The organism is Streptomyces hainanensis (assembly GCF_004348415.1).
GTDB classification, from domain to species: domain Bacteria; phylum Actinomycetota; class Actinomycetes; order Streptomycetales; family Streptomycetaceae; genus Streptomyces; species Streptomyces hainanensis.
Genome location: NZ_SMKI01000381.1, coordinates 1 through 7,820, shown reverse-complemented (window position 1 = coordinate 7,820; position 7,820 = coordinate 1). Strand labels below are relative to the sequence as shown.

The following is a 7,820-nucleotide window of genomic DNA, read 5'->3' as shown; positions in this document are numbered from 1 at the left end:
GGGCCCGGGGGCGGCGAGGTGTTCGGGGCCTCCGAGCACGGGTGGGTTATGGAGGAGCCGCTCACCCGGGGCGAGCTTGCCGAACTCGAAGCACAGACAGGGGTGCGACTTCCGGACGAGTACCGGGCCTTTCTGCTCCACGTTGGCGCGGGTGGCGCCGGCCCCGCGTACGGCCTGTTCCTGGTTCGGCGGGTGCAAGGCCGCTGGCGGTGGCAAGGCGACGGCGCGGACCTGGCCGACGTGCTGAGGCTGGCCGAGGCCTCCGCCAGATCATCGCGGGCATACTCCACCTCCAGTCCGGGCGCAAGACCTGGGACGCGTTCAGAAAACGACCGTGTTGCCTGAACGCCCACTCGAAACGGGCGAGTGCGTCACCGACCGTGCCAGGCCACATCCGCTCGTCTTCGACACAGCGGACGGTTGCACGAGTTCTCGCGGAAACGCCGCGGATCTGCCGAACGGCAACGTGCCTGCGCGCACGCCTCCGGGGACCCGGCTGCGTCGCCCCCAGCGTCACCCCGGCCCTCGAGCCCGGCGAAGCGGGCGCCGGCAATCGGGGGGGCCTCCGCCGCCGGGGCGCCGGAGGCCGGAAAGGGAACGTGCGTCGGGTGCGTCAGCCGGGCATGACCCGCCAGCCGGTGTAGGCCGTCGGCGCGACGCTCGTGCCAGCGGTCGAGCCGTGCAGGTAGCAGAGGCCCCCGGCTTCTGGAAGGGCACCGATGGAGCGGTACTCGCGGAGCGTGTAATCCACGGCGTACGCCTCGACGCCGTACTGGCCGATCACCCGGCCATACGGGGGAACGGGCGTGGTGGCCGTGACACCGGTCGTGGTCGTCGTGCTCTGGGTGATGCTCGCGCTGACGTTGGCGTTCAGGAAGCCGAACAGCGAGGCACTGGTGCCGACCGTGAAGGTCAGACCGAACGTCCTCGATACCGACGAGGTGAAGCTTCCCGTGATCTCCCTGTTCGTGCCGTTGACGACCACGCGCTCCTCACTCACGAGGAAGTCGGGCCTCACCGAATTGATGACGTACTCACCGGCCACAAACTCGGGAGTGTAGCTTCCGTTGAAGAAGTAACTCCATGTCAATCCACTGGGACAATAGCCCTCGTACGCCTGGGCCGAGGACGAGGTACCGACGGTCAGCGTCGTCGTCAGGGCGGCCAGCGCCACCCCGACCGCGATCCGAGATCTCCACCGCGCCGGGCGACGCGGGTCGCTCCTGGCCCGTGCACTGCGGTCGGCCATGTTTCTCCCTTTCTCGGGGCCCTGCTGCGGATTTCCCGAGCAGCGTTCGCCGACAATATTCGGTCGCGACGGCGCGGTCCTCGTGATGCGGCGAAGAACGCGGTGGACCAACGACGACGACTTTGTCACTTCGCGCAGTCGGTGGGTGCGGGGGTGGAGCGTTCGCGCCGTCCGCGGCGAGAGCGGTGAGGCGTCGATCTCGTGATCGTTGATCATGGTCGTGTGGCAAGGACGCGATGCGTACTGCGATCATCGGTGACCGGAAGATCACGGGCCTGTCGGCCGAGGTGATCGCTGAACTCGTTGCCGAGGTAGGCCCGTTGTGGCATGAACGCCACCAGGGAAGGCTGGCGTCCAAGCCGCGGAAGCAGGCGTGGGTGCCGGCGCGAAGCACCAACTGGTGTGCGTCAACCGGCTCCTGGCCGCCCTCGTACCTCTCCGTCACGGGGCCACGCTGGACCGTTCCACGATCACCCGCGCCATCGGCAAGGTGCGGCCCCTGCTCGCCGAGCGTGGGTGCACCATCAGCCCCGGTGTCCGACTGCGGACCCTGGCAGAAGTCACCGACCATCTCGGTGCCGGCGGGACGACCGGGATCATCGATGGCGCCGAGATTCGGGTTCGTCGCCCGGCCGTGGGGCGCAAGGACCGGGATACGTTCGTCTCCGGCAAGAGCAAACAGAACGCCGTCAAGACCATGGTCATCACCGACGCGGACGGCCCCCTGCTGTTCTACAGCCCGCGTGTCGATGCGACAGCTGTCGCGCTTCGACACAGAGGGCAGGGCGGGGGACTCCGGCCGTTGCGTCAGGGTGTCGGCCGTCCCGCGAGGCCGCCGTGCGGTGGGGTGTACGGACGACCCCTCAATACCTGGAGGAATCATGCGCCTTCGAAACGTCGCGGCCACCGTGCTCGCGGGGCTCGCCCTGACCGTTGCCGTACCCGCCGCCAGCCACGCGGTCGGCGATGTCCCGCAGATCGACATCGACGGCTCCCAGTCCGGGGCCGCCGCGATTCACGGGCAGGACCTCGCGAACGCGGGAGCGGTCAGGTGGGACGGGAACGCTACCGGGTCCGTCAGCGTGGGCGGGGAGGACTGACCGAGCCGGGATCCGGCCGGCTGCGGGGCTCGGTGCTCGGCCGGGCCCCACGGGCCCGCCGGCCCCGTGGGAGCGGGTGTCGCCGGTGTAGGCCGAGCCGGGTGGGGCGTGGAGCGGCAGCACGGGTGAGCGCCGGATTACCTATGGGGCCCTTGCCTTCGGCAGGATGGGCGCCATGACCGAGATCCGTACACCCCGCCTGCTCCTCCGTCGCTGGTATGACCACGACTTCGCGCCGATGGCGGACATCAACGCGGACCCACGAGTCATGCGCTGGACCGACGACGGCTCGGTGCGCGACCTGGACCACACGGCGGAGGCCATCGAACAGTGGGAGGAGGAGTGGGACGAGGAGGGCTTCGGACTCTTCGCCGTCGAGTTGCTGGCCTCGGGTGAACTCGCGGGATTCACGGGTCTGTCCGTGCCCGAGTTCCTGCCGGAGGTACTGCCCGCCGTGACGATCTGCTGGCGGCTCGGCTCACAGTTCTGGGGCCAGGGATACGCGTCCGAAGCCGCCCACGCCACGCTGGAGTTCGCGCTCCAGGACCGCGGCCTCGACCGTGTCATCAGCATCAACCGGGTGGGTGACGACGCCTCCGAGAACGTCATCCGAAAGCTCGGCATGGTGCCCGAGCGAGAGACGACACACCCGGTATACGGCTGTCCACTGCGCGTTCACACCATCGATCTCACCGAGTTCCAGGCGTGAACCGACCGCCCCGTCGAACATCACAGGACAGGCGACCACTCTCCGTACGTCCCCGACTGACCGCCGCGTCGGGCCGTCAACGTGATCGCGGTTCTCATTCGAAGAATTTGAGGCTGTATCCGACGTTGGTGGTGGGACCGGGGACGTTGGCTCGGCGGTACGTGGTGTTCGACCACCAGACGGCCGTGCCGCTGTACCAGTAGCGGTTGGACCACGAGTACGGCCTGCCCTTGGCGACCGCGTGGAACATGGTCGGGAACCGGTTGCCGGACGGTGGGCCGGCGGCGACGTCGCCGCGCGGCAGGACGAACGTGTGGTGCCCGGGACCGTCGACGTTCAGCGTGGGGTCCCAGCCCGACATCATGGTCGAGGCGTGCGAGCCGAACAGGCAGCCGTTGCTCTTGTACCAGTCCCACACGTACGTCGGGTCGCCGCCGGCCCGTAGCCGCAGGTCGGCGATGCAGTAGTTGTCACTCCAACTGCCGTTCGCGGAGTAGGCGACGTGCAACTGCCCGTTGGGGTCGACAATCGGCTGGGGCGCCTCGTTGATGTACGGGTTGCCCACGACCCGTTCCCACGACTCGCGGGGCTGCGAAATGACGTAACGGCCGCCGGTGGACGCGGTCGGACTGCTCATCCGGGCGATGTACAGGTTCTGCTCGACGTTGGTGTCTCCGGACCAGCCGGACCACACGAACCAGCGCTGGCCGCCGAAGGTGAAGGGCACACCGTCGATGGCCCACTTGTCATCGGGCAGGGCGACCTTGACAGCGGCGGAGTAGCCGGAGTCCGGGCTGGCCGAGCTGATGTGGTACATCCGGTGGGCCGCCCCGCGGCCGGCGGCGAAGTAGATGCGGTAGCGACCGTCGTGATGCACGATCTCCGGGGCCCAGACCTCGCCGAGGTTGCCGGTGTCCTGCCACACCTGGTGCCTGGGCGCGGTGGCGACGTCCTCCAGGGTGGAGGCCGTCCGCACGGCGATGCCGCCGTCCACGGCCTTGGCGGAGACATAGAGGTCGCCGACCTTGATGACGCTCGGGTCGGCGCCGCCGATGAGGGGACGGCCGAGCGTGGACGGCTGGTCGTCCGTCACCGCGGTGACGGCTTCCGCGGGTCCGTCGGTGGTCGCGGCGTGTCCGAAGACGAGTGCGCCGACGAGTCCGAGCCGAACGATGCCGGCGAGCCAACGGGAGGGCCGCATCAGGTTTCCTCCTGCACATGTCCACGACAGAGAGCGCTCTCACATAGTCACCGTGCGGTGAGTGGCCGTCAATAGACGGGCGACCCGCAGTCCTTCCTCGACGCGCGTGAGGCGAGTGGATTCGCGACAGCCAAGCCGTCGCCGTCTCGGGGGCGCCGTATGAAGGTCCTCGTGCCAGCCCACCGGACGCTCGACGGGGGCACGGCCTTCGCGCGGGTCGGGGGCAGCGGTGCGGCGGAGAGATGGACCGCATGGCAGGAGGGCGGTGAACATGCCGGAGGCCGCCCCTGACCTGCGAGTGTGGGGCCGCGGGGAGCGAGCTGTGCGCGGGGGCCGGCGGTCCCGGCCGCGGCGGCGTCCGCGTTGGCGACGTTCCAGGAGCGGATCGCGGAACACGTCGAAACGCATGGCACCGCCCATACGTTCGGCGGCTTCCACGACCACCGCTCCGGCACGGTCACACCGCACACCGACGCACCGGACGAGTTCGTGGCCGAGCCGACCGACCTGTCCGCGGTACCAGACGCGGAACGCGAGGTGACGGCGGAGGCATCGTGGTGTCGAACGACGTCTCGTGCTCCTCCGGCCACCCGGCCCGCCGAACCGCGGCCGGCCGCCGCGCCGGGTGGGTGCGGCGGCCGTGGGTGGGGGCGGCTCGTGGTGCAGGTCAGGCAGCTCGGAGCAGGGCGTGCAGCTCGGTGGTGTCGATGATGTGGGCCCGTGCGGGGAGGATCCGCTGGAGCAGGAAGTCGTGGACCTGGGTGTCCGGGTCGGCGACGCCGTCGGAGAGGACGTAGAGCCGGTAGTCGCGGTCGGCCGCGTCGATGACGGTGGACAGGACGACGCCGCTGGTGCTGATGCCGGAGACGACCAGTGTGGTGATGCCGCGCTCGCGTAGCCGCTGGTCGAGGTCCGTGGTGGACATGCCTCCGTAGCGGACCTTGCGCACGATGATGTCGCCGTCCCGCGGTGCCAGGCGCTCGTGGATGGCGGCGGCGGGGTCCTCGTGGTGCATGAGGCGGTGCTGGGCGAGCGGGGCGAACGACTTGTTGCTGGCCGGTATGGCGTCCCAGTCGGCCTCGGTGAAGCCGACGCGTACGTAGGCGATGGTGCCACCGTTGGCGCGAACGTCGGCGATGGCTCCCGCCACGCGACCGAGCAGGGCGTCGCGGTCCCTGTCTTCGGGCAGAGAGGCCAGGATCGCGGGCTGGTGGTCCATGACGAGAAGTGCGGTGTGCGGGGAGTCGAAAACGGGGGCGGTGCTCATGTGGGTCTTCTCCTTGCTGGTGCTGTGCGTCTGGTCGCCTGCGGGCTTCCGTGGCGGGTTGTGGTGCCTCACGAGTGGCTGCGGGCCGGTTCCGACTCGTGGTGCGACATCTGATCGGGTCGGGGAAGCAGGAGCGGGGTGGCCAGGATGAGCAGTCCCGCGACCGTGAGAGCGGTGCGCGGGCTGGTGATGTCGGCGAGCAGCCCGGTGAGCGCGGTGAGGACGGCGATGGCCGCCTGTTGGCCGATGGACCACGCTGACAGGGTGCGGGCGACGAGATGCCTGGGGGTGTTTTCGAGCCGATAGGTGGCGAGCACCGGGGTGTACAGGCTCATGTTGATGATGATCGCCAGCTCGACGGCTATCACGGTGACGAGGCCGACGCCGCCGGGACGGACGAAGGCCAGGCCGATCAGCCAGATGGCGCGCAGGGTGCCGACGGTCCGGAAGACGGCGTACTGCCCGTGGCGGGCCACGACCCGGCGGGCCAGTCGGGAACCGATGAGTCCGCCGAGGCAGGGGGCGGCGAAGGCGAGGCCGTACTGCCAGGGGGCGAAGTGGAGTTGACGAAGGAGGAGCACGGCGAGCACCGGCTCGGTGGCCATGATCAGACCGGAGACGAGCATGTTGTTGAGGTAGAGCGCCCGCAGAGCGGGATGGCCCATGATGTGTCGCCACCCGTCGAGCAACGCGCCCGCCCGGACCTGGTTCCTGTCGGTCGGTCGCGGCGCGTCCTCCCGGTCGCGGATCGCGGTGATGCACAGTGCGGAGCCCAGGTAGCTGAGCGCGTCGGCCAGCACGGTGGTGACCGGACCGAACAGGCCGATGGCCGCGCCGCCCAGGGGCGGCCCGACCGCAACGGAACTCCAGTTCGTTGACTCGAACCGCGCGTTGGCGACGAGCAGGTCATCCGGCCGGACGAGGGCCTTGAGGTAGGCGCCGCTGGCCGCGTTGAACGCGATCTTGGCCGCGGCGACCACGGCGGAGATCACGAGCAGTTGGACGAAGCCGAGCCGGCCGAAGGCGTAGGCGACCGGGATCGTCGCCATGGCCACGAACCGGGTCAGGTCCATCGCGATCATGACCGGGCGCTTGCGCCGGAACTCCACCCACGGCGCGAGTGGCACCGCGATCAGCGCGCCCACCGCGGGCCCCACCGCGGACAGCGCGGACACCTCGGCGGGGCTGGCATGCAGTACCAGCACGGCGATCAGCGGCAATGCCCCGAACCCCAGCCCGGATCCGTACGCGCTCATCGCGTACGCCGCCCACAGCCACCCGAACGGTCGGCCCAGCCGTCTTCTGCCCATCATGCTTGGTGTGCTCCCTCGACGTCCCAACTGAACAAAGCGAAGTTGATCGGTGGGAGCCAACCGGTTGGCGAGGCAGCAGGTCAAACAACCATTCTGGCGCCTATGCACAACCAGAGGTTGTTCCCTAGGGTGGGTTGGCGTGGATCTCGAAACAGTGCGCACCTTCGTCGCCATCGCGGAAGCCGGCCAGTTCCAGAAGGCCGCCGCCGACCTGTCGGTCACCCAGCAGGCCGTCTCCAAGCGCGTCGCCGCGCTGGAGCGCGACCTCGGCGTACGGCTGTTCACCCGGACCCCGCGCGGCGCCGAACTCACCATCGACGGGCAGGCGTTCCTGCCCCACGCGCGCGAGTTGCTGCGGGTCGCGGAGCGTGCGGTCGGATCCGTGCGCGCCGGCCACCGCCCGCTGCGCGTCGACGTGATCGCCTCGCGCGGCGCGGCGTCGGGCCTGATGCGCGGCTTCCATCTCGCGCACCCGCGGATCGACCTCGACGTGGTGATGCTGTTCGAGATCGAGGCGGCCGTCACCGCCATCCGGTCCGGCAGCGTCGACGCGTCGTTCCGCGCCGTCGCCGCCCCCGGCAGGCCCCTGCCCGAGGACATCGCCTCGGTCCGCGTGCTCGACGAGCCGCTCCAGCTCCTCACCGGCCCCGCCCATGTGTTGGCGGGCGCCAGGTCGGTGACGATCGCGGAATTGGTCGGCCATCGGATCTGGATGCCCGGTATCGTCCCCGGCACCGAGTGGGGCGCCTACTACGAGGACCTCGTCGCCGAGTTCGGCCTCACCATCGAGGCGACCGGCCCCAACTTCGGCTCCGACGCGCTGCTCGACACCATCGCCGACACCCCGGCGCTGGCCACCTTCATGAGCGAGCAGACCCGCCTCGTCTGGCCCGCCGGCCATGACCTGCGTCGCATCCCGGTGACCGACCCGACGCCCGTCTACCCGCACTCGCTCCTGTGGCACCGCGACAACCCCCACCC

The 7,820-nt window shown here is 69.8% G+C and carries 7 protein-coding genes and 1 pseudogene; 4 read left to right on the top strand and 4 right to left on the bottom strand.

From position 1 onward, the window contains the following. A pseudogene (locus E1283_RS27610) lies at nt 1–258 on the top strand (SMI1/KNR4 family protein); the annotation flags it as partial. A gap of 355 nt (nt 259–613) precedes the next feature. Here E1283_RS27610 and E1283_RS27605 read toward each other — a convergent pair. Next, nucleotides 614–1,465, bottom strand: a complete 852-nt coding sequence (locus tag E1283_RS27605) for a hypothetical protein (RefSeq protein ID WP_132820881.1) — start codon at nt 1,463–1,465, stop codon at nt 614–616. Between the two features lie 665 nt (nt 1,466–2,130). On the opposite strand from E1283_RS27605, the gene E1283_RS37530 reads away from it, so the two are divergent. Further along, nucleotides 2,131–2,349: a hypothetical protein gene (locus E1283_RS37530; RefSeq protein ID WP_165956261.1), complete on the top strand. Its 219-nt coding sequence runs from the start codon at nt 2,131–2,133 to the stop codon at nt 2,347–2,349. Between the two features lie 175 nt (nt 2,350–2,524). Then, nucleotides 2,525–3,058 carry a GNAT family N-acetyltransferase gene (locus E1283_RS27595; RefSeq protein WP_132820880.1) on the top strand — a complete coding sequence of 178 codons (534 nt, stop codon included), beginning with the start codon at nt 2,525–2,527 and terminating at the stop codon, nt 3,056–3,058. A 94-nt stretch (nt 3,059–3,152) separates the two neighbouring features. Here the strand turns inward: E1283_RS27595 and E1283_RS27590 are convergent, their stop codons facing one another. The 3 genes from E1283_RS27590 to E1283_RS27580 all read right to left on the bottom strand — a co-directional run bounded on the left by E1283_RS27590 (nt 3,153) and on the right by E1283_RS27580 (nt 6,839). After that, nucleotides 3,153–4,112, bottom strand: coding sequence for a glycoside hydrolase family 43 protein (locus tag E1283_RS27590; protein WP_165956262.1), 960 nt, complete (start codon nt 4,110–4,112; stop codon nt 3,153–3,155). Between the two features lie 814 nt (nt 4,113–4,926). Then, nucleotides 4,927–5,526 carry a cysteine hydrolase family protein gene (locus E1283_RS27585; protein WP_132820878.1) on the bottom strand — a complete coding sequence of 200 codons (600 nt, stop codon included), beginning with the start codon at nt 5,524–5,526 and terminating at the stop codon, nt 4,927–4,929. Nucleotides 5,527–5,594: 68 nt separating this feature from the next. Next, nucleotides 5,595–6,839: an MFS transporter gene (locus E1283_RS27580; protein WP_207930545.1), complete on the bottom strand. Its 1,245-nt coding sequence runs from the start codon at nt 6,837–6,839 to the stop codon at nt 5,595–5,597. Between the two features lie 139 nt (nt 6,840–6,978). Between E1283_RS27580 and E1283_RS27575 the strand changes: the two genes are divergently transcribed. Beyond that, on the top strand, nt 6,979–7,820 hold an 842-nt coding region (locus E1283_RS27575), incomplete at its 3' end, for a LysR family transcriptional regulator (protein WP_132820877.1).